Origin of the sequence: Sulfolobus sp. E5-1-F (genome assembly GCF_009601705.1) — an archaeon.
GTDB lineage: Archaea > Thermoproteota > Thermoprotei_A > Sulfolobales > Sulfolobaceae > Saccharolobus.
Map to the genome: position 1 here is coordinate 2,116,230 of NZ_CP045687.1, position 22,513 is coordinate 2,138,742.

The window sequence follows — 22,513 nt, forward strand, 5'->3', positions numbered from 1 at the left end:
ATTTAAACGAAAAAGAAGACAGACTTTAATTTTTGCTAAGTTATCTAATTGTTGATGAATTGGGACGAAAGGAGGCTAAAAATCGTTGAAGAACTAAGAAAAAATGGTATTGAGCCATATCCTCATAAATACGAAATAACCCATTCGATCAAAGATATTAAACTTCTTGCCTTATCACAAGGTAACAAATCTCATGAACCGTTTATGTTTAATATATCTACAGCGGGACGTGTAGCTAACATAAGAAGGCATGGAAAAGCATCATTTGTAGATATATTTGATGAAGGTGAGAAATTACAAATATATTTGAGGGTTGATGAGCTTAAAGAGAAATATGACAGATTCTTCACATATGTTGGTAGAGGAGATATAATAGGTGTAAAAGGCGATTTATTCTATACGATGAAAGGAGAATTAAGTCTACTTGTAAAGGATTATCAGTTATTATCGAAAGCCCTTATAGAGCCTCCAGATTGGTCTAAGCTTTCCCCAGAATTTAGATATGCACATAGATATGTTGATTTCCTCTATAACGATAACGCTAGGAGGGCTATGGAAATAAGATATATGATCATAAGAGAAATTAGAGAGTTTCTCTATTCTAAAGGCTTTATCGAAGTTGAAACGCCTATAGTTCAACCAGTATATGGTGGGGCATTAGCAAAACCGTTCAAAACGCATGTAAATTACTTAAATGAAGATTGGTACTTAAGAATAGCATTAGAATTGTACTTAAAAAGATACATAATAGGTGGATTTAACAAAGTTTTCGAAATAGGGAAGGTCTTTAGAAATGAAGATATCGACGTAACTCATAACCCCGAATTTACTCTCTTAGAGCTCTATTGGGCGTACGCCGATTACAATGATATAATGAATTTAACTGAAGAGTTGCTTAAAAGTGTGATCAAAAAGGTTACAAATAGTACTAAGATAGTATATGGAAAATATGAAATAGACTTCGAAGCTCCCTTTAGGAGAATTAGCATGTATGATTCTTTATCTGAAGTTTTAGGTAAGAATATTGAAAATATGAGTGATGATGAACTTAAGGAGTTAATGAAAAGATATAATTTGATTCCTAGAGGAAATCAGTATGTTAGAGGACTAATGATAGAGAAATTATTCGATAAACTAGTTACACCTACTTTAACCAACCCAACCTTTGTAACTGATTATCCAATAGAGACTACACCTCTTTGTAAACCGCATAGGAATAAACCTGGACTAGTAGAAAGATTTGAGATGTTCATAGCGGGCATGGAAGTTGCAAATGCGTACACGGAACTAAATGATCCTATATTGCAAGATAAATTGTTTAGAGAAGAACAAGAGATGTTTAGAAGAGGTGATGAGGAGGCTCATCCTTACGATAAGGACTTTGTTAGAGCCTTAAGTTATGGAATGCCACCTACTGGAGGTTTAGGTATTGGCATAGACAGAATAGTTATGTTAGTAACAAATAATTATAGCATCAAAGAAGTTATTCCTTTCCCCATGATAAGTAGTAAGGTTATCCTAGAGGACGATTAGAGAGGAATATAGCAAATATGAAAATCAGGAGGAACAGTGACTGTAAATAATACGAAATTTTTTCACCATTTCTTTCACCTAATACTCTCTTTAATAATTCAGTAAAGAGTTTTCCTCCATCGGTTATTATAAGAGGAGCAGCGTTAAACACAGCCAAGCTGAAATTCACTATAAACAACCATGTAAAGAAAGTTAAAATCACAACTAAATAATCTGGAATATAGTATGTTACATAGACACCTAAAAGGTGATCAGGAATGTTAACAGTTACGTTACTTAAAGTACCATTAGGATGTTTAAGAGTTATAAGGACGGTATTGTATTTATAAAGAAGTTGATGAAGCTGAGATAATGTCGTTACACGATAACCATTTATGTAATATATTACGTCTCCTGCGTGAATTGATGCGTTAGCAGCCGGAGATCCATTAACTATCCCCTCTATTATTATTCCTTGAGAGAGTGATGAGGGTAAATATGGAAGTTCGAATGATAACGGAAGCGCTATTAATGCCAAAACTAAATTAATTACTATTCCTGCAGCAATTATTTTAAGTTTTGCATCAGATGTGGATTTATTAAAATCATCTTCATCTGGTTCTACAAATGCTCCAGGGAATATTCCAAGTAACAGAACTCCTCCATTTTTTACCTTTACGTTATTTGATGTGGCAGATAATGCGTGAAAAATCTCATGTATAGCTACTGAAACCCCTATCGCTAGTAGTATATATGGTAATTGAGAAATACTTATCGTTAAACCTGGAATTATTGGTTTTAGTGCTATTGTTGGAGTTTGATTGGGTTTGATGGTCAACATTTCTACTATTACATATAATATTGTTGAGATCCCCGCTATCATAAGTAAGAAACCTACAGGTAGGGCAATTTTTTCATAAATCCTATAACCTTTTGATCTGGAAAATTTTGGAAACCAATATTCTCTGGCTTTTTTCCTCCATAAAATAAAAAATGGATAAACGGTTAGGTTATATTTCTCTAGTTTTCTTCTTAAAATATAGATGATCAGCCAAAAAGATAAGAAAATCGTTACAGCTAGGTATATTTGATCCACAAATCTAATAATGTATTTAGAAATTAAAAAGATGTGCAAATAGAGTATACTAAACGTCATTGGAAGGTATTAAATGACAAGAGGAAGAAGGCTATTGAAGTTCTTTCGCTTATAAAACAATATGGAATGGAAGGGTACGTTTATGGTTCTGTAGCCCGAGGTGATGTAAATGAGAAAAGTGATATAGATATTATAGTTTTTAACCCCAATCAAATTCTATTGGATACGCTAAATGTACATCATAAATATATTATTCAGGCTACGCCTAATTCCATACCTAAGGCCTATCTATCATTAGATGAAGAGGAAACTGTAGTTATTTCCTTTCCATTAGGCAGATTAAGAAGAAATGAGATTGAATTTTATTCATTTGGTGGTTTAGTAAATTTAAAGGATCTTCTAGAAAATAGACGAGTCCCTGGCGTTAATAAGAAATTAATGTTAATAATCCCAACAGAAAATGGCCATATGGAAATTCCATTAGAAGGAAATGAGGATTACGCTTCAAAACTTCTTAAGATATCATTAGATACTATAATGGAAAGAAAAAAGCTATTGACAAAGAGAATTGAACGAGGACATACCGGCATCTTTTTAAGATATGATTTAAGCGGCAATGAAAGTATTTACGACGCGTTTAATAGGATGTATAAGTCCAATAAATTTTTCAAGAGGATGGTAGATGTCTGAGCTTAATGGAGTAAGTCTTAGTTCCTACTATAAGTTAAAAGTAAGAGATTTGAAAAACACTCATATAAAGGAACTTGTGTCATTTAATCTTGTATTAAGTGATGATAGATTAATAGGTAAATGCAATTATTTTAAAGGCAGGGGTTATTACACTCCTTGGTTAGAGATAGACTATTATCCTATTTTAAGAAAGGAAAATCTGGAGGAAAATTTTTTCAAAATCATCTATAACTTCCTCTCTCCGGGAAGCAAACTATTTGTAACCTACATTAGGGATAATGAAACTCGTGAGATGTTATACAAGGGTGCTCATCCAGTTGAAACTCCTTTAGGTTTATCACTATTATTAGCAGGTTTCACCTGGTTTAAGGATTGGTATTTTCCCGAGGGTGGTAATGAGGGTTTTCCTAAGCTGCAGTCAAATAAACCCCTTAACGGTGATGAGGGGATTAGGCAGTTGGAAATAATAAGAGAAGAAATTAAAAACGTGAATATACTCAAAAGAATAGATGAGTTAATTGACCATTATAGGAAATCCAGAGATAGGATTATACACTGGGAAATTACCTAAAGGATGTGAACTCTGTAGACTAGGAGGTAAATTAGTCCTCTTTATCACTGGTGAATGTGATGATAACTGTTATTATTGTCCCGTAAGTGACGATAGATTTGGAAAAAATAGGATATTTGCAAATGAAACCGAAGTAAAAGACACTATGGACATAATATATGAGGCATATAGGATGAAAGCTCTAGGTGCTGGAATAACAGGTGGTGATCCTATTCTTGAAATAGGCAGAGTAACTCAGATTATTGAGGAGCTAAAGAATGAATTCGGTTCGGATTTTCATATCCATCTTTATACTACTGGACGTTATGTTAATGACGATGTAATGAAAGAGCTGGTTTATGCAGGATTAGATGAGATACGATTTCACCCAATAAAAGAGGTATATTTAAATGCAGTAAAGATAGCTTTAAAGTACGATATTGATGTAGGTCTAGAATTACCAGCTATTCCTAATGAGGGGGATAAAATTGTCAGATTGGTTAAATGGGCTGAGGAAAACAATGTTAAGTTTGTAAATTTGAATGAACTAGAGCTAAATGCTAGGAACTATTTAAATCTAAATAGTAAAGGTTTTCATGCTAAACATGGAATAACGGGAGTAGAAGGTAGTTTTGATACTGCCTTTGATGTTCTAAAAAAATTTGAGGAAAACAAAAAGATTACTGTCCATTATTGCAGTTCTATTTATAAGGATCTGGTCGAAACTAGAACTAGATTTTTTAGAATAATTAAATATAATTCAAAACCGTATGAGGAATATACTAATGAGGCCACGATTGTAAGAGCAATAGTTAAAACCAATTATAAGATTCCCTTATTGGAGAATTTTGGAGAATTTAATGGCTCAGGTGAATATTCTGTTTCGCCAAGTATTATCAAAGATCTATTAAATGAGTACGCTAATTTAATAGATGAAATCTATATAGTTGAGGAACATCCGGATTCCAGAAGATTGAGAGTAGGAGAAAAACTAATTTATTCTAAATCTAAGAATTGCTAATATGCCAGTAAGATTCTTTAGCTCAAAATAGATTGGTGATTCCCTAGGCACTAATATTATTTCTCCTCTTTTATTTTCTATATCTTCAAGGAGTCTTTCAACTGTTAGCCTCTCTTGATCATTTGAAGATAATAGGTCTTCGATTATTAAAACTGTTTCTACTGCACCCATTTCAACAGCATTCTTTACTTGTTCTAAGCCATAGGTTACTAGTTCTGGCTGTTTAGCCAAAAGTTCCATAGCCTTTTCCATTTTCTTGGTTCCAATTGCAATCTCATAATCTTCCATTATCTTGTCTATTATATCTCTCTTTAATATCTCGTGAAGGCCAGCTCTAGTGGCAGATGATACACTATCAATATAAATCTTTTTATTTTTTAAAATATTATTTAGTTTTTTAGCTACTTCCTCTTTAAAGAACCCTGGGCCAGCTAATAGTATAGCATCTGGATTGTATTGTTTTACATATTCTGCAACCTCTATTGCAACTTCTAACGCATTTTGGTCTATTATTCCTTCTTCCTCACTTAACGATCTTAATAATTTCTCCGAGAGTATTTTTATTCCTTGGTCAAACGGTATTGCAATTAAATATTCATCAAAATCTGCTAATACAATTATTATCTTGCTTCTCTTACTACTTTGCCTCTTAAGTTTATCTAACGCATACTTACTCCATTGTTGTTTTACGATGATAATCTCATCTCCTATATCCAAATTGATAGTGTGATGAGCTCCCCTTATTCCAAATTTTTCGGGTGCGTCTTCTATAATTCCATGGATTCGTAATCTATTGGTAAACTCTTGGAACTCTGTATAATCTACTTTAAGAACAATTGTCATTGGTATTCTTCTACTCTCTTTTCCTAATCCTATGTCTCGAGTAGTTTTTGCTACTACTTTATCATCTTTTTCTATAATTAAATGTAAAATCCACAAATCGTCTTCTGACTCTACATGTAATTTGATTGCTTGACGCTTCTCATCAAATTCTAATATTCTCACAAATTATAGTTTCATAGTATGGTAATTATAACTGATGCAACAGAGGCAGATTTAGGTCAGATATTCCAAATAGAGAAGGAAAGCTTTGAAGATCCGTATCCCTATTCGTTATTAAGAGCGTATTTGTTTATTGCGACTAAACTTTATTTAGTTGCTAAAGAGAGAGAGAAAATAATAGGATATATAATAGGTGTAATTCAATATGGTTATAGAGGGCACATAATTTCAATAGCTGTAAGACCCGCATACAGAAAAAAAGGTGTTGGTACTAAACTATTGAATGAGATTGAAGAAAGATTTAAGCAGAATGGAGTAAAATACTCCTATTTAGAAGTCAATATTAATAACCTTTCCGCAATTTCCTTCTATCGAGAAAATGGTTATCTTGTAGCTTATATACGTAGGAATTATTATGGTAAAGGTAAGCATGCATTTGTGATGATGAAGAATTTATATTATAAATTTTTAGATTAATTGTTAGAAACTTTGAATAAATTAAAAAGCCAGTCATTTGGTTAGTAATATATGATTAAGGATTTCTTTATATTAGACTTCTCCTATGAAATCAAAGAAAACACCCCATTAATTTACATTTGGGCCGTTGACAATGAAGGGAATAGTTGCGTTGTTATAGAGAGAAATTTTAAACCATATTTTTATGTTGTATACGAGGGTAATGAGAGGGAAATAATTGAAAATATAAGAAAGAATTGTGAAACTGTCCAAATTACTAAAGTTAAAAGGAAATACTTAGGCAATGTTGTAGATGCTCTACTTATACAAACTTTCACACCTGCTCAAATTAAGAGATGTAGAGAAAAGATCAGTAAGACAAACAATATAAAGGGTGTATTTGATGCCGACATAAGGTTTACTATGAGATACTCAATCGATTTCGATTTAAGACCATTTACTTGGTTTAGAGCTGAAGTGAGCGAGATAAAGCCAGAGGGTTTTCGCACAAAAAAAGTATATATTTTAGATAAGATTCTCTCGCAATATGAAGGTAAGATACCAGAATTAAAGGCTATTGCTATCGATTTTCAGATCTATAGTAAATATGGATCCTTGAATCCTAGAAAAGATCCAATAGTAGTTTTAAGTTTGTGGAGCAAAGAAGGTGGCATACAGTTTAGCTTAGATGAAGATGTGGACGATCTCAAAATTATAAGAAAATTTATTGACTACATATTAAATTATGATCCTGATATAATATATGTCTTTGATATAGATATTTTTCACTGGAAATATATTATGGAAAGAGCCAATTCGTTCGGAATAAAAGTAGATGTAGGGAGGAAAATAGGCTCCGAAGTGAGTCAAGGTAGCTATGGACACTACTCTGTTTCTGGAAGGCTTAACGTAGATTTAGCTGGTTTACTAATAAATGAGAAGTCGACTTCCCATGTAGATTTGAACGACATAGCAAATTATTTAGGTATATCTCCTAAGCGTTACTCGTTAAAGTGGTACGAGATTTCGAGATATTGGGATAACGAGAAGAATAGAGATTTAGTCAAACAATATAGTCTAGAAAATGCTAAATCTATTTATTTATTAGGTAACTTTCTATTATCAACTTATAGTGAATTGGTTAAGGTAATTGGCCTACCTTTAGATAAATTATCAGTAGCGAGTTGGGGAAATAGGATCGAGGCTTCACTAATAAGGATTGCTGCAAAATCTGGGGAGTTAATCCCAATTCGAGTGGATAATCTTAATAGTTCTTCAAAAATAAAGAAAATCGTTATTGAACCAAAAATTGGTATCTATAATGATGTTTATGCTGTTGATATATCATCAATTTATCTATCAGTAATAAGAAAATTTAATGTAGGCCCAGATACTTTAGTCAAAGGAGAGTGTGACAATTGTAATGTTTCCTCAATCTCTAATCACAAATTTAAGAGAGAACCGTCGAGTCTTTATAAAACATTTTTGCAAGAACTAAATAATATTCGTGATACTAAAAACTCAAAGGCAATTGAGGAATTAATGTCATCATTTTACGATTATATTCATTGGACAAACTCAAGGTGGTACTCAAAAGAGATTGCAAGTGCAGTTGACGAGTTGAGTTATGAAATAATTAATTCTATCGTAGAGCTAATTAAAAACTCGGGTTTTGAAGTCATTTTAGCTAATGATCTCTTATTATTTGTGAAAGGAGGATCTAGAGATAAACTTAATGAGTTAATATTGAAGATAAATAGCCTATATGATCTCAGCCTTAGGGTAATGAAAACCTACAGCTCATTGCTAGTTTTAGGCAATGATAGGTACGCTGGGTTATTAGAAGGAGATAAGATAGATATTGTAAGAATAGGTAAAGAAGATATGTATCTTTGTGAATTACTTAAGAATATAAAAAGAAAAATTGTAGAAGAGATATTAACTAGCAAAGATATTAGGAAAGCAGTAAAGTTAGTTAAGTCCACTATAATCAAGCTGAGAAGAGGTGAATTCGATATCGAAGAATTAATAACTTGGATTAATATAGAAAGAGATCTTAGTGAGTATAATAATCAATTACCTTTTGTAGCTGCTGCAAGAAAAGCAATTCAATCTGGTTATTTAATATCTAAAAATTCAAAAATAGGTTATCTTATAGTAAAAGGTCATGGTAGCATTCATGATCGTGCCGAACCTTTCTTTTTTGTCAAAGAGAAAAACAGGGTAGATATTGAATATTACATTGATCAACTGCTCAAAGAATCTCTAAAGATTCTTGGACCTTTAGGAGTAACTGAGGAGAGTTTGAAAAAAACTAATATAACTGATATATTGGATATGTTCGGAGCTTCTAAGAAGAAATAATGTCAATAAACGTTAATATGTCAACGTTTGGTGGTCTCTTGTTTATTCCACCAATTCTAGCCCCTATTATCATCTTAACATTCTTCTGAGACGCCAGATCTAATAGTCTCTGAGTTATCACTCCGTCAAATACTATGTATGCCACCTTATTGTCTTCATAAGCCTCTAGTTTAGGTATTATATCTCGCACCTGAACTCTCTCAATTAAATTCCAATTATTATTATAGAGAACGCCTTCTAGAGTCCCTGGAAGTTTTTTGATCTCTTCTAAAACGTTCTGTGGCAAAGTTATCTGTACGAGCTGTTGCGAAGCTTCAGATTGAATTGGCTTTTCCTCTTTTGCAATCACGTTTTTAGCTATTGCTTCTTCTGCCTCTTGAATCTTCTTCAGATATTGAGTTAGTGGCATCATATTAGATAGCGCTTTTGCGATCTCTTTCCCTGTTAGCTCCTCTACTTCTCTTCCTACCGGTGCTCTTGCCACATAATCTATCTTTACATTATTGCTCAATAATTCTTTGAGTATTAGATCTCCACCGTGATCTCCGTCTAAAAACGCTATTACTGTCTTCTTCATCTTAGATAGGTTAACGACTGTGTCTGGTATCCTTGATGTTGCTCCCTCTATAGCTATTACGTTTTTATAACCATATCTTAATAAGTTTATTACATCAGCTCTTCCCTCTACAATTATCAAATTAGGATCTTTATCTACGTCTGGACCGGCAGGTAATTTCTCTGGTCCATACTCTGTTATTTCACCTACCTTTACTGCACTACTTATCTCGTTTATTACCTCCTTTATATCTAACGATTTCTCTTTACTCCAGCTTGATAAAATTCCTTTTGCTCTTTCTATGATTTTTTTAAGTTTTTCAGCTCTAATGTCTTCTATTTCTATAAGTTCAAATTTTGAATTATATGGCCCTACCTTATCTACACTTTCAACCATCGCAGCAATTAACGCAGTCTCAATCCTATCTAAGTTAGATGGTATTATTATTTCTCCTTCGCTTTTTCCTCCTTTGGTTTTAATCTCTACGATAATTCTTCCTAATCTTCCTTTATCTTGTAATTCTCTTAGGTCAAATTCATCTCCAAACAAGTTTTCAGTCTGACCAAATATTGCTCCTATTACATCGGTTTTTTCAACTATACCATCTACTTCAAATTTTAACTTTATATCATATTTCATTTGTAAGCTCACCTTTACATTACCTTGTTACACTTTTAGATATCTTCTGAATCATTTCCTCGAATTCGGGTTTCTTTTCTAAACTCTTTCTTATAGGTTCTAATATCTCATTTAATCTTCTAACAGTGGCCTTCTTTAAATCCATCGGATGTATTTTCCCTTCAATGTAAGCTCTTTCTAACTCCTCGTAATCCTTAAATTCAACGTCCCCACCATATCTGATATCTCTTTCAATCTTTACAAAATTATAGCGTGGAAATATAATATACTTTAGTATTTGAAGAATTGGATTGTTTTCTGCTATACCTTTAGGACAATACGCACTCATTATTTTTTTCTCCACATCCTCTCTACTATCATTAACGAAGATCGCAGATTCTGGCTTCGATTTGCTCATCTTTATCTCAGCCTGGATGTCATCTTCTTCCATTCCTTCCGTTATGCTCATTCTCTGCCCTCCTTGAAGCCCAACTAAAAGAGGTGTATGTATTGATATTACCTTCTTCTTGCCCATTTTTTCTGCTACGTCTCTTGCTAACATGTGAGCTTTTCTCTGGTCTGTTCCTCCTAATGCAATATCTAAATCTAGGTAAAATATGTCACTAACTTGCATGGCTGGATATATCAGTTTTGATGCATCTATTTCAGCCTCTTCTGCTCTTCTTCCCATTATTGTTAGTGCTCTTTTTATTCTGGCTAGACTAGCGTTTTTAGCTACTTTTATTACAAGAGCCCAATAATCTTTCTCCTTAACTATATCGTCAGCATCCACTATGTTTAACTTAGTTGTATCAACTCCGTAATTCTTTATTACCTCAATTGCGTAATCAGCTGCTATCTTTATTAGGTTAATATCTCCACCTAACTTATCGTTAATCCATGCATGCCAAGTTGCCCTTAATAAGGTCATATTAACGCCTGCTTCCACTAAATCTTTTACTTTTTGTGTCCATATCAACCATCCAATGTGAAAGAGCCCGCTTGGCTCAAATCCTATATAACCTTTTAATTTTTCGCCAGATTCCAATTTTTTCCTTAATTCATCTATAGTTATTATTTCGGCTGTATTTCTCGTTATAAGCTGTAACCTTTGATCGATACTCATAATCAGTTTCCCCAAAAAGTAAAGAGAAGTTTAAGTAAAAAAGCACTAATCATCTTTGAATTGTTTCAAAAAGAGAACAATTGGATGCGTATTTCCTAGTTTTTTCTCGAGATCATCTACTACATATTCAAAATCTAGGTCCGTCTCAAGTATTCTCCTTAAAAGTACTTTGATGAATAAGTAACTATTTAACATTACTTTTTCATTTAAAATAAATTTGTGATCACTATCATCGTCATCTTTAAATAATTTAAACGAAGCGTAGTTATTGTTATTGTTATTATTAGTTAGTAAATTGTAAATATAATCATCTACTAGTTTTTGAATACAACTCTCACTTTCACAATCATACAATTTTTCAAAAGGAGGTTTGTTTGTGGGTGGCAATTTTTTGTCCCATATTTATTACGCTGATACTACTAAAAAAGCTATTATTATCCCGTTATTTTACGATAAACTCGTCCTTAATAATTACATGGATCCTATTTGGTTGCTAATTGAAAAAATTATAATATAGTAGTTTAGTTAATATTGTATTTTAAAACAAAATATATCTAATCATCTGATGAGAAAAATATATTATAACGCAATACATACTGCCTTTAATGGATTTAGAGGGAGTAGTAAGAAGACTTTATCCGGATGTTGAAAAAGCAAAGAGGAAACTAATAGAAGAAATAAGGTTTTACAAGGGTGATAATTATAATGCAGAAGAGATTTCTAATGTTATTTTAACAGAAGTTATAAATTCCATGAAAGCCGATAGCATGTTTAGTTTTCCTAAGACTACCATAAGAGCTGGAGAAGCAGGATTAGGATCAAGAGGAATAGGGGACAATTTAATACATACCAAGTTATTTGAGTTAGCTGGAAAGCAAATTGAGGAGTATGATGATGCTGGGATAAGGGAAAACATAGTTGTCTCTATAGACGGTATTCATTCGAGATTATCTTATTTTCCGTTCCTAGCCGGTTTCTACGCTACAAGAGCAACATTGAGGGATATAATGGTTAAGGGTGCTTATCCATTGGGTTTAATCGTAGACATACATCTTTCTGATGATAGTGATGTAGGAATGTTAATAGACTTTGAAGCAGGTGTTACTACAATTAGTAAAGCGTTAAATGTGCCAATATTGAGTGGTAGTACGTTAAGGATAGGTGGAGATTTGGTTTTAGGAGATAGGATAAGTGGGGCCGTAGGTTCAATAGGAGTATTGAAGTCTAAGGATTTCTTAAGGAGAAGAGTAAGGAAAGGATTAAACATAGTCATGACTGAAGGAAATGGCGGTGGAACCATTGCCACTACAGCCATTTATAACGGTATGCCCGAGGTGATTTTGGAGACGCTGAACATTAAGGACTTGCTCACTTGTATCGTAGTTAGGGATCATTTGTCGAGTAATGTTTATTCTATGACAGACGTTACTAATGGTGGGATACGTGCTGATGCTCTAGAGGTTTCAAAAATAACTAATCTAAGTTTTGTGATAGATGACGAGAAGTTTCTCTCATTAATAAATCCAAAAGTAAGAAAAATGCTAGAAGAGATTAACATAGATCCTTTTGGTATATCAATTGATTCAATACTTATATTTACTGACAATCCAGATTTAGTTAAAGAGAGATTAACTCAACATAATATTAGAAGTGAAGTCATAGGTTATATAGACGATTTTAGACAATATCCTATAATTACATATGGAGGAAAAGAACTTAAACCACAATTTAGGGAAAGTCCTTATACTCCTATAAAGAAATATATTGGGAATTATTCTCCTTATAGTATAGAATATATATCAAATCGTTTAGATTATGCAATAGCCGAGGCAAAAACAAAAATGGAAAACGTATTGAAAAACTTAAAAACTAGTTTTACATAGACCATACAAGCTGATACTTAATGAGTCAACAGTTTAAGTACGTTGTTAGGATTTTCGGACAAGATGTAGATGGAACTATGAAATTACCTTACGCCTTAGCGATGGTAAAGGGAGTTGGTTATAATACTGCTAAAGCAATTATACGAAAACTAGGAATGGATCCGAACGCGAGATTAGGTGAACTATCCGATGCCGATATAAAGAAAGTTGAGTCTGTAATAAGTGATCATACAATTAAAGGTTTACCTAGTTGGTTATATAATAGGCGTAAAGATTACGAGAGTGGTTTAGATATGCATTTAGTGACTTCTGATCTAATCTTTTACGTAAGAAATGATATAGAAAGAGAGAAGAAGAGTAGAAGTTGGAGAGGAGTTAGACATTCGTTAGGCTTAAAGGTTAGAGGTCAAAGAACTAGGACTACGGGAAGGACTGGTATGACTGTAGGTGTGGCTAGAAAGAAAGCTGCGCAACCACAAGCTCAACAATCTTCTTCCCAACAACAGCAGAAATCCTCTTAAGGTGGTCTAGATGGGAGATCCGAAAAAAAGTAGGAAAAAATGGGAAAGTCCAGGTCATCCATGGATAAAAGAAAGAATAAGCTATGAGCAAGAACTATTAGGAAAATACGGTTTAAGAAATAAAAGGGAAATCTGGATAGCGCAAACAATAATTAGAACGTTTAGGCATCAAGCAAGATCATTATTAGCATTACCACCTGCAGAAAGAGTGGTCAGAGAAAAACAGTTAGTAGGGAAGCTGTTGAAGATGGGCTTATTAAAGAGAGAAACTGCAACTGTTGATGATATTCTAAGTTTAACCGAGCAAGATCTATTGGAGAGAAGATTACAGACTATAGTGTATAAGAAAGGATTGGCAAGTACAATCTATCAAGCTAGGCAGTTAATAACTCATGGTCATATTGCAGTTAACGGTAAAAGAGTTACATCTCCAAGTTATATTGTTAATGTAGACGATGAAAATTTAATAGATTATTATGTTACTTCCTCATTTAAATCAAGACCACCAGTAATGTCACAACAAGAGGGAGGTGAGGTAGGTGTCAAGCAGGCGTGAAATTAGATGGGGTATAGCTCATATTTATGCATCACAGAATAACACTCTAATAACTATAAGTGATCTTACTGGCGCGGAAATAATCTCTAGAGCTAGCGGAGGAATGGTAGTGAAAGCTGACAGAGAAAAGTCATCTCCCTATGCAGCAATGTTAGCTGCAAATAAAGCTGCTAGCGACGCTCTTGAAAAAGGTATAATGGCACTTCATATCAAGGTTAGGGCACCTGGTGGGTATGGTAGTAAGACTCCTGGACCTGGTGCACAGCCTGCAATTAGAGCATTGGCTAGAGCCGGGTTCATTATAGGAAGAATTGAAGATGTGACACCTATTCCTCATGATACTATAAGGAGACCTGGTGGAAGAAGAGGAAGAAGAGTATAGGCGGCTTATGCATGTCAATTAATTTACTATATAGGAATGATAAGAGGATAGATCTAGTTTTTGAGGGTTATCCTTTAGAATTTGTAAATGCAATTAGGAGAGCGGCGATGCTTTATGTGCCAGTAATGGCTATTGATGATGTATATTTCATAGAGAATAACAGCCCTTTATACGATGAAATATTGGCACATAGGTTAGCTTTAGTACCATTTACGTCAGAGGAAGCTTTAGATACGTATAGATGGCCAGAAGAGTGTGTCGAGTGTACTGAAAACTGTGAAAAATGTTATACTAAGATTTACATTGAAGCAGAAGCATTAAATGAGCCTAAAATAATATACTCTAAAGATATAAAGTCAGAGGATCCATCAATAACTCCAATATCTGGAGATATACCAATTGTGTTATTAGGTACGAATCAAAAGATATCACTTGAAGCTAGGTTAAGATTAGGCTACGGCAAAGAGCATGCTAAGTTTATACCAGTTTCTTTGGCAATACTTAGATACTATCCGAAAGTTGAGATACTAGAAAATTGTGAAAAAGCAGTTAATGTTTGTCCAGAAGGTGTATTTGAATTAAAAGATGGTAAAGTCTTAGTAAAGAATGAATTAGCTTGTACACTTTGTGAAGAGTGTTTAAGATATTGTAATGGTTCAATTAGAATTTCCTCTGTAGAAGATAAATATATTCTGGAGCTTGAAAGCGTTGGATCTCTCAGACCAGAGAGAATTTTATTAGAGGCTGGTAAAAGCATTATTAGAAAGATTGAAGAATTAGAGAAGAAGCTGGTAGAGGTGATCAAATGAAGGTAACTGGTAGTACGAATATAATGGTTAGAAAGCTTATTAGAAATTTGGAAAAATCTAAGAAACCATTGTGGAGAAAGGTAGCCGAAGAGTTATCGGTGCCTTCCAGGAAAAGACCCTATATAAATTTATACAAGATAAACAAGTACACTAGACCAAACGATATAGTTGTTGTTCCAGGAAAAGTCTTAGGTATAGGTAAACTAGATCACGTAGTGACGGTTATTGCACTAGATTTCTCAAAATCTGCTATAGAAAAAATTAGGGCTTCAGGAGGTCAAGCTATGAGTATATATAAAGCTTTGGAAACCTTTAAGGATTTTAAAGGAAAAAGTGTGAGGTTGATGAAACAATGAGTACACAAGTTCAGGAGCAAGAAGTAGTAATCAATGCTGAAGGTCAGATCTTAGGTAGGATGGCGAGTAATGTAGTTAGATTGCTAAAGGAAGGTAAAAAGGTAGTTATAGTCAATGGAGAAAAAGCAGTAATAAGTGGGGACAAAAACAGAGTTATTCAGTCCTATAAATTACTTTTAACAGTAAGAACACTTTTCAATCCTTATAGAAATGGGATTAGAAGGCCTAGATCACCAATAAATATTGTTAAAAGGACTATTAGGGGAATGTTACCTAAAAGTAGTAAAGGACGTAGAATGTTAAAGAATGTTAAGGTATATATTGGAGTACCAAAGGAATTTGAGGGGAGACAATTTATTAAATTTCCAGACGCTGATGTGAGTAGACTTAAAGGTAAGTATGTTACAGTAGAAGTGGTTTCAAAAGAACTAGGGTGGAGTAGATGAGTGAAGAACAGAAAGTAATTATTTCAAGCGCTAGGAGGAAGACTGCTAGAGCCACATGTTATATATTCCCGGGAAAAGGAAGAGTGTTAGTAAATAATGTACCAATTGAGTTAATACCAATTGAGATGGTAAGATCAAAAATCATGGAACCATTGCTTTTAGCTGGAAATGATGTTAGATCAAAAATTGATGCTAAAATAGTAACTTATGGAGGTGGAATAATAGGACAAGCTGATGCAGCCAGAATGGCTTTGGCTAGGGCACTAGTTAAGTTTACTGGTAGTGAGGAATTAAAGAAGATATATAGGGCTTATGATAGGACAATGTTAGCTGGAGATCCTAGGCAGACGGAATCAGAAAAATGGATGAGATATAGCGCCAGGAGATGGAGGCAGAAATCATACAGGTGAATTGAAATGATGATCCCAATTAGATGCTTTACATGCGGTTCATTGATTGCTGATAAGTGGCAGCCATTTATAACAAGAGTTAACGCAGGGGAAAATCCAGCGAAGGTTCTTGATGAATTAGGCGTGAAAAGATACTGTTGCAGAAGAATGCTTTTATCTCACATAGATATAATTAATGAAGTGATACATTACACTAGACCAATTTGAAAGGGTGAGCAATTTGAGCGAAAAGGAAGAAAGAGAAGGGGAATTAACTGAGGCAGAGAAAGAGGAGTTGAAAAAATCCGAAAAAGGTACAATAATAGAGTTATTAGTCCCAGTAGAGACTTATCTTTCAGCTGGAGTTCATATAGGTACCCACAGTTGTACTAAATATATGCAGAGTTTCGTATACAGAGTAAGAGCAGAAGGACTGTATGTATTAGATGTTAGAAAGATAGATGAAAGATTAAGAGTAGCTGCTAAGTTCTTATCAAGATATGAACCACAAGATATAATTGCAGTAGCTAGTAGACCTTACGCATATAGGCCAGTCCAAAAGTTTGCAGAAATTGTGGGAGCTAGAGCATTAGTAGGTAGAATAATACCGGGAACTTTTACAAATCCATACTTATCAACATATACAGAGCCAAAGGTGTTATTAGTATCCGATCCTAGAACTGACACTCAAGCAATAAAAGAAGCTGCTAAGGTAGGAATACCAATAGTTGCCTTTGCCGATACTGATGCTAAAATTGATTATATTGACCTCATAATACCTGCAAATAACAAAGGTAGAAAATCATTGGCACTACTATATTGGGCGTTGGCTAGGCAAATACTTAGGGAGAGGAGAGTAATTCCTCCAGATGGTGATTTGTCAGTACCCGTAAGTGAATTCGAGATGAGGCTTGTTCAATGAAGAGGTTACCAGCAGTTGCGGGTTCTTTTTATGAATCAGATCCAAAGAAACTTAAAGCACAGATCGAATGGTCATTCAGACATAATATAGGTCCAGGGAATATTCCTGAACAATCTAATAAGGAGAAGAAAAGAGATAATCTATTTTTTGTTGTACCCCATGCGGGATATATTTATAGTGGACCTGTCGCAGCTCACTCGTATTTCCACTTAGTTTTAGAAGGTAAGCCAGATGTAGTAATAATATTAGGCCCTAACCATACAGGTTTGGGTTCTTATGTTTCAGCCTGGCCTAAGGGAGAATGGGAAACTCCATTAGGTAGTGTGAAAATAGATGAGGAAATTTTAATGCAATTAGTAAGGGAATCTGAGGTAATAGACTTAGATGAGAAATCGCACTTATACGAGCATTCAATAGAGGTTCAATTGCCATTTTTGCAGTACTTTTTTGATGATAACTTTAAGATAGTTCCAATTGTTATTATGATGCAAACTCCCGAGATTGCGGAATTCCTAGCTGATGCAATTTATAAGGTTATCCAAAGGAATCCGGACAAGGATATAGTAGTATTAGCAAGTAGTGACATGAATCATTACGACCCACATGAGATTACGGTGAAGAAGGATGAGGAAGCAATAGAAAAAATCCAGCAATTAGATTATAAGGGTTTATATGAGGTTGTAGAAAATAAAGATGTTACTTTATGTGGTTATGGTCCTATAATGGTTAACCTAATCCTAGCTAGGAAGTTTGGTAAAAAAGCCTATATCTTGAAACATGCAACTTCTGGTGATACCTCGGGTCCTAAAGATTCAGTTGTGGGCTATCTTGCAACGCGATTTGGAAGTTAAAGTTCCGTTTCTCGGAATCCCTCTTAAAGGGGTAAACAATCCAATTTTGGTACTTGACGGAATCATAGAGCCATTAAAGATTTTTGTGAAGACTGAGGCAATAGACCAGTTTATAAGACAATTTAATGAGGCAATTGGCTTTCAGTGCGTTAGAAAGGAGGAATATTGGGATTCCTCTGTTCCTTTCTCTTCTTATTATATTTACATTACTGAGAAGTTGGCAAATGATGCGGCAAAAAATTGTGAGGTCCCAATAAGTGAAGAAGAGAAATTTGAAATTCTTCACTTGGTAGATGAGGCAATATTTCCCCAAAACTCTTTAGTTAAGGCACTTAGAACTTCGCAACAACTTAATTCTCCCATCCTCTTTAGAGATGGTGAAGAGCCAATTAGGCTTCAATATGAACCAATTAAAATAAAAGTAGTTTCATCATATCCTTTTGATGGTAATCCTAAACACTTAGATAATTCGTTAATTCATTTAACTGGTATTATTCCAGTTGAATATGCTGAGAGTAAAACACGAAATTTAATAGAATTTGAAAATGGGCTATGGAGTGCTATATATTCTTTACCGTATTTACAAATAAATAATTGGAAATGGATATGGGATCTAAATTGGCTTACGATTATAGAGTTCTCAAATTAGGTGGAAGTCTAATCACGTGCAAAGATGTCCCTAGGTGTATTAGATTAGACTTACTGAGAAAAGTTTCAGAAGAAATTAGGAAATTCATTGATGAAAATCCTAACAAAAAGATTGTACTATTACATGGTGGTGGGAGTTTTGGTCATTATGAGGCATCAATATTTAATGATAGCAGAACTGTAAGGACTTCTGAAGCTATGCAAGAGTTAAATTATATGATAACCAAACAACTGTTAAAAGCCGGTATTAACGTTATTAGTATTCCCGGAAAGTTCTATACTTTTGATACAGTGCTAAATGCCCTAGAGAAGGATCTTGTGCCCTTAATATACGGAGATATTAAATTTGATGGATCGATAGTTTCTGCAGATGATATGAGCATAGATGTTGCAAAGAAGCTCAATGCTAGATTACTTTTCGCAATTGATAAGGCAGGAATTTTAGGAAGGGATGGAAGAGTCATAAGCGAGTTAAGTAGTATAGATGAGGTTGGTAGATTTTTACAAGAGAATTATTATGATGTTACCGGTGGAATACTTTCTAAGATAAAAAAGATATTTGAAAACAATTTGAATGCAGTGATTTTTGATGGGAGTAAAGCTGGAAATATATATTTAGCATTAAAGGGATATAATATAGGTACTTTGGTAAGAGGTAATCCGAATGCCTGATATAGTAAATAGGAAAGTAGAGCACGTTGAAATTGCCGCTTTTGAAAACGTAGATGGTTTATCTTCATCAACCTTCTTAAATGATGTAATTTTAGTTCATCAAGGATTTCCGGGTATATCATTTAGTGAAATAAATACTAAGACAAAGTTTTTTGGAAAAGAGATAAGTGCGCCAATAATGGTAACCGGGATGACAGGTGGAAGGAATGAACTAGGAAGAATAAATAAGATTATAGCGGAAGTTGCTGAAAAATTCGGAATACCTATGGGAGTAGGTAGTCAAAGAGTTGCAATAGAGAAGGCTGAAGCTAGGGAAAGTTTTACAATAGTTAGAAAAGTTGCCCCTACTATACCTATTGTTGCTAATTTAGGGATGCCACAACTAGTTAAGGGATATGGCTTGAAGGAATTCCAAGATGCTATACAAATGATAGAGGCTGATGCAATAGCTGTTCACTTGAATCCAGCTCAAGAAGTATTTCAACCAGAAGGTGAACCGGAGTATCAGATTCATGCTTTAGAAAAGCTGCGAGATATCTCTAAGGAGCTATCTGTGCCGATTATAGTAAAAGAAAGCGGCAATGGTATTTCAATGGAAACTGCAAGACTTCTTTACAGTTATGGCATAAAGAATTTTGATACTTCTGGACAAGGAGGTACTAATTGGATAGCAATAGAGATGATAAGAGATATTAGAAGAGGGAATTGGAAGGCGGAAAGCGCAAAAAAATTCTTGGATTGGGGTGTGCCAACTGCGGCGTCGATAATGGAAGTAAGATATACAGTTCCAGATGCTTTTTTAGTGGGTAGTGGAGGTATTAGGAGTGGGTTAGATGCAGCTAAGGCTATAGCTCTAGGTGCAGACATTGCTGGAATGGCATTACCAGTGTTAAAAAGTGCGATAGAAGGTAAGGAAAGTTTAGAACGATTCTTTAGAAAGATAATATTTGAATTAAAAGCTGCAATGATGCTTACTGGTTCTAAAGATGTTAATGCACTAAAGAAGACTAATATTGTTATTTTAGGCAAACTTAAAGAATGGGCCGAATATAGGGGGATAAATTTATCTACATATGAGAAAGTTAGAAAGAGAGAATAAAATGAGTGATGAGTTAAGTTTATATTTTAATGATATAATTAATAATGTAAATTTCTTGATAAAAAATTTTGTAAAGAGCAATGTTAGAACGCTCGAGGAAGCGTCGTTTCATTTGTTTACAGCTGGAGGCAAAAGACTTAGACCTTTAATTCTAGTTTCATCATCAGACTTAATTGGCGGAGATAGGCAAAGGGCATATAAGGCAGCAGCAGCCGTGGAGATTCTTCACAACTTTACTCTGGTCCATGATGACATAATGGATAGGGATTACTTAAGAAGAGGATTACCAACTGTTCATGTAAAGTGGGGTGAACCATTGGCAATACTTGCGGGGGATTACTTACACGCCAAGGCGTTTGAAGCCTTAAATGAGGCACTAAAAGGTCTTGATGGAGATACGTTTTATAAAGCCTTCTCTGTATTTATTAATTCTATAGAGATAATATCGGAGGGCCAAGCAATGGATATGTCATTTGAGAATAGGATAGATGTAACTGAGGAAGAGTATCTCCAAATGATAAAAGGAAAGACTGCAATGCTATTTTCATGCTCAGCAGCATTAGGCGGTATAATTAACAAGGCTAGCGATGACATAATCAAAAATTTAACTGAATATGGATTAAATTTAGGGATATCATTCCAAATAGTAGATGATATTTTAGGGATTATTGGAGACGAAAAGGAATTAGGGAAACCAGTTTACAGTGACATTAGAGAAGGTAAAAAGACAATTCTAGTTATAAAGGCTTTAAGGGAAGCTACGGACGATGAAAAGACAATTCTGGTCTCTACTCTTGGGAATAGAGAGGCTAAAAAGGACGATCTTGAGAGAGCATCAGAAATAATAAAGAAGTATTCATTGCAATATGCATACAATTTAGCTAAAAAGTACTCAGATCTAGCGTTAGACTACTTACGTAAAATTCCAGTTTCCAATGAAACTGCTGAAAAGGCTTTAAAATATCTAGCACAGTTTATCATTGAAAGGAGAAAGTAAATGAGAATATCGGGAATACTCCTTTCAATTTTTATATCCTTTTTCATAAGCTATGCTACAACAATCTGGGTAATAAGACAAGCAAAAAAGGCTGGACTTGTAGGTAAGGATGTAAATAAACCAGATAAACCAGAAATACCCCTAATGGGCGGGATAGGTATAATAGCTGGGTTTATAGCTGGATCCTTCTCCTTATTACTAACTGATGTAAGAAGTGAGAGAGTAATTCCCTCGGTAATACTTTCCTCATTGCTTATAGCATTTCTTGGGCTTTTAGATGACATATTTAACGTTAGGCAATCAGTAAGAGCATTTCTGCCGGTTTTCGCGTCAGTTCCGTTAATAATTTACAGCGTTGGACATTCCATAATATCCATTCCATTTATAGGTCCAGTAAATTTCGGAATATTATATTATGTCATAATAATACCTTTTGCACTAACAATAACATCTAATGCCTTCAATATGCTGGAGGGTCTAAACGGGTTGGGTGTAGGTATGGGGATTATAATGTTATCTGCATTAGCATATATAGGGCTAACTCATAGTGGTCCTACGTATCAAGCTGGCTTAATAGCACTTTCAGCAACTTTTTCACTAGTAGCGTTTCTCATATTTAATAGATATCCTGCCAAAATATTTCCGGGTAATGTTGGTACGTATTTCATAGGAGCATTGATAGGAGCCATAGGAATTGCGGGCTTCATGTATACTGCGTTAACGATTCTCTATATACCATATGTTGTGGAGTTCATATTAAAGTTAAGAACAAGCTTCAAAGGTGTATCGTTTGGCAAAGTGGACTCTAATGGAAGATTATATTGGGATGAAAAGCCTCACTCATTAACACATGTAGTAATGAAAATGGGAAGATTTAAGGAGTATCAAGTGGTTATAATTTTATGGGGAATAGAAGCAATATTCGCAATAATAGCTGTGATTCTGCAAAGTACAACAATAGTAATATAGTAGAACTCTTGGCCTCTATCAA

Annotated in this window: 27 protein-coding genes; 22 read left to right on the forward strand and 5 right to left on the reverse strand. The window is 34.3% G+C overall.

What is annotated here, in order from left to right:
- Window positions 1–54: 54 nt before the first annotated feature.
- A complete protein-coding gene (lysS, locus tag GFS03_RS11125) occupies window positions 55–1,533 on the forward strand; it encodes a lysine--tRNA ligase (protein ID WP_153424145.1) in 1,479 nt (492 codons plus the stop codon).
- On the opposite strand, the gene GFS03_RS11130 is transcribed toward lysS, so the two are convergent.
- Window positions 1,514–2,668: a site-2 protease family protein gene (locus tag GFS03_RS11130; RefSeq protein WP_153424146.1), complete on the reverse strand. Its 1,155-nt coding sequence runs from the start codon at window positions 2,666–2,668 to the stop codon at window positions 1,514–1,516. The two genes, lysS and GFS03_RS11130, sit on opposite strands and share 20 nt — an antisense overlap.
- On the opposite strand from GFS03_RS11130, the gene GFS03_RS11135 reads away from it, so the two are divergent.
- The 3 genes from GFS03_RS11135 to GFS03_RS11145 are packed head-to-tail and all read left to right on the forward strand — an operon-like array spanning window position 2,642 to window position 4,869.
- Complete coding sequence (locus GFS03_RS11135) at window positions 2,642–3,298, forward strand: nucleotidyltransferase domain-containing protein (RefSeq protein ID WP_153424147.1); 657 nt, start codon at window positions 2,642–2,644, stop codon at window positions 3,296–3,298. The two genes, GFS03_RS11130 and GFS03_RS11135, sit on opposite strands and share 27 nt — an antisense overlap.
- Window positions 3,291–3,869: a DUF1122 family protein gene (locus GFS03_RS11140; protein ID WP_153424148.1), complete on the forward strand. Its 579-nt coding sequence runs from the start codon at window positions 3,291–3,293 to the stop codon at window positions 3,867–3,869. Before GFS03_RS11135 ends, GFS03_RS11140 begins: the two co-directional genes overlap by 8 nt.
- Window positions 3,817–4,869 (forward strand): radical SAM protein, encoded by a 1,053-nt coding sequence (locus GFS03_RS11145; protein WP_153424149.1) that lies wholly within the window; start codon window positions 3,817–3,819, stop codon window positions 4,867–4,869. Before GFS03_RS11140 ends, GFS03_RS11145 begins: the two co-directional genes overlap by 53 nt.
- Here the strand turns inward: GFS03_RS11145 and GFS03_RS11150 are convergent.
- Window positions 4,840–5,874, reverse strand: coding sequence for an mRNA surveillance protein pelota (locus tag GFS03_RS11150; protein ID WP_153424150.1), 1,035 nt, complete (start codon window positions 5,872–5,874; stop codon window positions 4,840–4,842). The two genes, GFS03_RS11145 and GFS03_RS11150, sit on opposite strands and share 30 nt — an antisense overlap.
- A gap of 18 nt (window positions 5,875–5,892) precedes the next feature.
- Between GFS03_RS11150 and rimI the strand changes: the two genes are divergently transcribed.
- Entirely contained in the window at window positions 5,893–6,348 is a 456-nt protein-coding gene (rimI, locus tag GFS03_RS11155; RefSeq protein WP_153424151.1) for a ribosomal protein S18-alanine N-acetyltransferase, read from the forward strand.
- A gap of 51 nt (window positions 6,349–6,399) precedes the next feature.
- Window positions 6,400–8,691: a DNA-directed DNA polymerase gene (locus GFS03_RS11160; RefSeq protein ID WP_153424152.1), complete on the forward strand. Its 2,292-nt coding sequence runs from the start codon at window positions 6,400–6,402 to the stop codon at window positions 8,689–8,691.
- Here the strand turns inward: GFS03_RS11160 and dnaG are convergent.
- The 3 genes from dnaG to GFS03_RS11175 are packed head-to-tail and all read right to left on the reverse strand — an operon-like array spanning window position 8,678 to window position 11,393.
- Window positions 8,678–9,886, reverse strand: coding sequence for a DNA primase DnaG (gene dnaG / locus GFS03_RS11165; protein ID WP_153424153.1), 1,209 nt, complete (start codon window positions 9,884–9,886; stop codon window positions 8,678–8,680). The two genes, GFS03_RS11160 and dnaG, sit on opposite strands and share 14 nt — an antisense overlap.
- 19 nt (window positions 9,887–9,905) lie before the next feature.
- Window positions 9,906–10,991: a tyrosine--tRNA ligase gene (locus GFS03_RS11170; RefSeq protein WP_153424154.1), complete on the reverse strand. Its 1,086-nt coding sequence runs from the start codon at window positions 10,989–10,991 to the stop codon at window positions 9,906–9,908.
- 45 nt (window positions 10,992–11,036) lie between these two features.
- Entirely contained in the window at window positions 11,037–11,393 is a 357-nt protein-coding gene (locus GFS03_RS11175) for a hypothetical protein (RefSeq protein WP_153424155.1), read from the reverse strand.
- Window positions 11,394–11,596: 203 nt separating this feature from the next.
- Here GFS03_RS11175 and GFS03_RS11180 point away from each other — a divergent pair, with 203 nt between their 5' ends.
- The 16 genes from GFS03_RS11180 to GFS03_RS11255 are packed head-to-tail and all read left to right on the forward strand — an operon-like array spanning window position 11,597 to window position 22,491.
- Entirely contained in the window at window positions 11,597–12,874 is a 1,278-nt protein-coding gene (locus GFS03_RS11180) for an AIR synthase related protein (protein WP_153424156.1), read from the forward strand.
- 20 nt (window positions 12,875–12,894) lie between these two features.
- Window positions 12,895–13,395, forward strand: coding sequence for a 30S ribosomal protein S13 (locus GFS03_RS11185; protein ID WP_153424157.1), 501 nt, complete (start codon window positions 12,895–12,897; stop codon window positions 13,393–13,395).
- 10 nt (window positions 13,396–13,405) lie between these two features.
- Window positions 13,406–13,951 carry a 30S ribosomal protein S4 gene (locus tag GFS03_RS11190; RefSeq protein WP_153424158.1) on the forward strand — a complete coding sequence of 182 codons (546 nt, stop codon included), beginning with the start codon at window positions 13,406–13,408 and terminating at the stop codon, window positions 13,949–13,951.
- Window positions 13,935–14,333, forward strand: a complete 399-nt coding sequence (locus GFS03_RS11195; protein WP_012712014.1) for a 30S ribosomal protein S11 — start codon at window positions 13,935–13,937, stop codon at window positions 14,331–14,333. The genes GFS03_RS11190 and GFS03_RS11195 overlap by 17 nt, the downstream gene beginning before the upstream one ends.
- Before the next feature lie 11 nt (window positions 14,334–14,344).
- Complete coding sequence (locus GFS03_RS11200; protein WP_153424159.1) at window positions 14,345–15,142, forward strand: DNA-directed RNA polymerase subunit D; 798 nt, start codon at window positions 14,345–14,347, stop codon at window positions 15,140–15,142.
- On the forward strand, window positions 15,139–15,498 hold the full coding sequence (locus tag GFS03_RS11205) for a 50S ribosomal protein L18e (protein ID WP_153424160.1): 360 nt from the start codon (window positions 15,139–15,141) through the stop codon (window positions 15,496–15,498). Before GFS03_RS11200 ends, GFS03_RS11205 begins: the two co-directional genes overlap by 4 nt.
- Window positions 15,495–15,944, forward strand: coding sequence for a 50S ribosomal protein L13 (locus GFS03_RS11210; protein WP_153424161.1), 450 nt, complete (start codon window positions 15,495–15,497; stop codon window positions 15,942–15,944). The genes GFS03_RS11205 and GFS03_RS11210 overlap by 4 nt, the downstream gene beginning before the upstream one ends.
- Window positions 15,941–16,354, forward strand: a complete 414-nt coding sequence (locus GFS03_RS11215; protein WP_153424162.1) for a 30S ribosomal protein S9 — start codon at window positions 15,941–15,943, stop codon at window positions 16,352–16,354. The genes GFS03_RS11210 and GFS03_RS11215 overlap by 4 nt, the downstream gene beginning before the upstream one ends.
- Window positions 16,355–16,360: 6 nt before the next feature.
- Window positions 16,361–16,561, forward strand: coding sequence for a DNA-directed RNA polymerase subunit N (locus GFS03_RS11220; protein ID WP_153424163.1), 201 nt, complete (start codon window positions 16,361–16,363; stop codon window positions 16,559–16,561).
- Window positions 16,562–16,574: 13 nt separating this feature from the next.
- A complete protein-coding gene (rpsB, locus tag GFS03_RS11225) occupies window positions 16,575–17,255 on the forward strand; it encodes a 30S ribosomal protein S2 (RefSeq protein ID WP_181443757.1) in 681 nt (226 codons plus the stop codon).
- Window positions 17,252–18,106, forward strand: a complete 855-nt coding sequence (gene amrB / locus GFS03_RS11230) for an AmmeMemoRadiSam system protein B (protein WP_153424165.1) — start codon at window positions 17,252–17,254, stop codon at window positions 18,104–18,106. Before rpsB ends, amrB begins: the two co-directional genes overlap by 4 nt.
- Window positions 18,033–18,755, forward strand: a complete 723-nt coding sequence (locus GFS03_RS11235; RefSeq protein ID WP_153424166.1) for a hypothetical protein — start codon at window positions 18,033–18,035, stop codon at window positions 18,753–18,755. The genes amrB and GFS03_RS11235 overlap by 74 nt, the downstream gene beginning before the upstream one ends.
- Window positions 18,707–19,426: an isopentenyl phosphate kinase gene (locus GFS03_RS11240; protein ID WP_153424587.1), complete on the forward strand. Its 720-nt coding sequence runs from the start codon at window positions 18,707–18,709 to the stop codon at window positions 19,424–19,426. Before GFS03_RS11235 ends, GFS03_RS11240 begins: the two co-directional genes overlap by 49 nt.
- Window positions 19,419–20,525 carry a type 2 isopentenyl-diphosphate Delta-isomerase gene (gene fni, locus GFS03_RS11245; protein ID WP_153424167.1) on the forward strand — a complete coding sequence of 369 codons (1,107 nt, stop codon included), beginning with the start codon at window positions 19,419–19,421 and terminating at the stop codon, window positions 20,523–20,525. Before GFS03_RS11240 ends, fni begins: the two co-directional genes overlap by 8 nt.
- 1 nt (window position 20,526) lies before the next feature.
- The gene (gene gds, locus GFS03_RS11250) at window positions 20,527–21,522 is read left to right on the forward strand and encodes a geranylgeranyl diphosphate synthase (RefSeq protein ID WP_153424168.1); all 996 of its coding nucleotides are present in this window, start codon (window positions 20,527–20,529) and stop codon (window positions 21,520–21,522) included.
- Window positions 21,523–22,491 carry an MraY family glycosyltransferase gene (locus tag GFS03_RS11255; protein ID WP_153424169.1) on the forward strand — a complete coding sequence of 323 codons (969 nt, stop codon included), beginning with the start codon at window positions 21,523–21,525 and terminating at the stop codon, window positions 22,489–22,491. It begins immediately after the preceding gene.
- The last annotated feature ends 22 nt before the right edge of the window (window positions 22,492–22,513 follow it).

Coding starts and splice junctions, on each gene's coding strand:
- lysS (WP_153424145.1), top strand. CDS start 55: ATGAATTGGGACGAAAGGAGGCTAAAAATCGTTGAAGAACTAAGAAAA.
- GFS03_RS11130 (WP_153424146.1), bottom strand. CDS start 2,668: ATGACGTTTAGTATACTCTATTTGCACATCTTTTTAATTTCTAAATAC.
- GFS03_RS11140 (WP_153424148.1), top strand. CDS start 3,291: ATGTCTGAGCTTAATGGAGTAAGTCTTAGTTCCTACTATAAGTTAAAA.
- rimI (WP_153424151.1), top strand. CDS start 5,893: ATGGTAATTATAACTGATGCAACAGAGGCAGATTTAGGTCAGATATTC.
- GFS03_RS11160 (WP_153424152.1), top strand. CDS start 6,400: ATGATTAAGGATTTCTTTATATTAGACTTCTCCTATGAAATCAAAGAA.
- dnaG (WP_153424153.1), bottom strand. CDS start 9,886: ATGAAATATGATATAAAGTTAAAATTTGAAGTAGATGGTATAGTTGAA.
- GFS03_RS11170 (WP_153424154.1), bottom strand. CDS start 10,991: ATGAGTATCGATCAAAGGTTACAGCTTATAACGAGAAATACAGCCGAA.
- GFS03_RS11180 (WP_153424156.1), top strand. CDS start 11,597: ATGGATTTAGAGGGAGTAGTAAGAAGACTTTATCCGGATGTTGAAAAA.
- GFS03_RS11185 (WP_153424157.1), top strand. CDS start 12,895: ATGAGTCAACAGTTTAAGTACGTTGTTAGGATTTTCGGACAAGATGTA.
- GFS03_RS11190 (WP_153424158.1), top strand. CDS start 13,406: ATGGGAGATCCGAAAAAAAGTAGGAAAAAATGGGAAAGTCCAGGTCAT.
- GFS03_RS11200 (WP_153424159.1), top strand. CDS start 14,345: ATGTCAATTAATTTACTATATAGGAATGATAAGAGGATAGATCTAGTT.
- GFS03_RS11205 (WP_153424160.1), top strand. CDS start 15,139: ATGAAGGTAACTGGTAGTACGAATATAATGGTTAGAAAGCTTATTAGA.
- GFS03_RS11210 (WP_153424161.1), top strand. CDS start 15,495: ATGAGTACACAAGTTCAGGAGCAAGAAGTAGTAATCAATGCTGAAGGT.
- GFS03_RS11215 (WP_153424162.1), top strand. CDS start 15,941: ATGAGTGAAGAACAGAAAGTAATTATTTCAAGCGCTAGGAGGAAGACT.
- GFS03_RS11220 (WP_153424163.1), top strand. CDS start 16,361: ATGATGATCCCAATTAGATGCTTTACATGCGGTTCATTGATTGCTGAT.
- amrB (WP_153424165.1), top strand. CDS start 17,252: ATGAAGAGGTTACCAGCAGTTGCGGGTTCTTTTTATGAATCAGATCCA.
- GFS03_RS11235 (WP_153424166.1), top strand. CDS start 18,033: ATGCAACTTCTGGTGATACCTCGGGTCCTAAAGATTCAGTTGTGGGCT.
- GFS03_RS11240 (WP_153424587.1), top strand. CDS start 18,707: ATGGATATGGGATCTAAATTGGCTTACGATTATAGAGTTCTCAAATTA.
- fni (WP_153424167.1), top strand. CDS start 19,419: ATGCCTGATATAGTAAATAGGAAAGTAGAGCACGTTGAAATTGCCGCT.
- gds (WP_153424168.1), top strand. CDS start 20,527: ATGAGTGATGAGTTAAGTTTATATTTTAATGATATAATTAATAATGTA.
- GFS03_RS11255 (WP_153424169.1), top strand. CDS start 21,523: ATGAGAATATCGGGAATACTCCTTTCAATTTTTATATCCTTTTTCATA.